Source organism: Corallococcus sp. AB049A, from assembly GCF_003668885.1.
Lineage (GTDB): Bacteria > Myxococcota > Myxococcia > Myxococcales > Myxococcaceae > Corallococcus > Corallococcus interemptor.
The window spans coordinates 1-463 of record NZ_RAWL01001041.1 but is presented as its reverse complement, the minus strand read 5'-3'; the positions used below and the strand labels follow the sequence as shown (position 1 = coordinate 463).

At 57.7% G+C, this 463-nt stretch carries 1 protein-coding gene; it reads left to right on the top strand.

What is annotated here, in order from left to right; translation table 11 throughout:
• Positions 1-138 precede the first annotated feature (138 nt).
• Positions 139-463 (top strand): hypothetical protein (locus D7X55_RS45115; protein WP_233610439.1); only part of this gene is annotated, 325 nt, incomplete at its 3' end.

Genomic DNA, 463 nt, shown 5'->3' with positions numbered 1-463 from the left:
GGTCAGGGGCATTGCTAGGTCTCCGTGGGCGGCAGAAGCCGGCTGTGGCTTTATAAAAGCACGCTAATACGGAGAATGCAAGCACGCTTATTCAGCGTGCTTCTACGCTACTACCTCAAAGGAGCACGAGGTATAGGGATGGAATGGCGGAAATCGTTGGTGTTGCTGGCTCTCGGCGCAATCGGAACTGTCGGTGCCCAGGCCCCGGCCCCGAGCGAAGTCAAACGGCAGGCTATCTCTGTCGAAAAAGCGAATACGTCCCGCCGATCGGATGAAAGGCCGAACACCGGCTTTGAATTCATGGGAATTTTTGTCGGTGGACGACTCGTGCGTGAGTGCCCCGTAGAGCAACTCTATGGCGGGGCAATCTACGATCTGTCATCGCTGGAAACGGCGTGCTGGGCGACCTCGAACATGCGCCAAGGCCCGCGTCCTAACCTGCGGAACAACGATGCGCTGACTG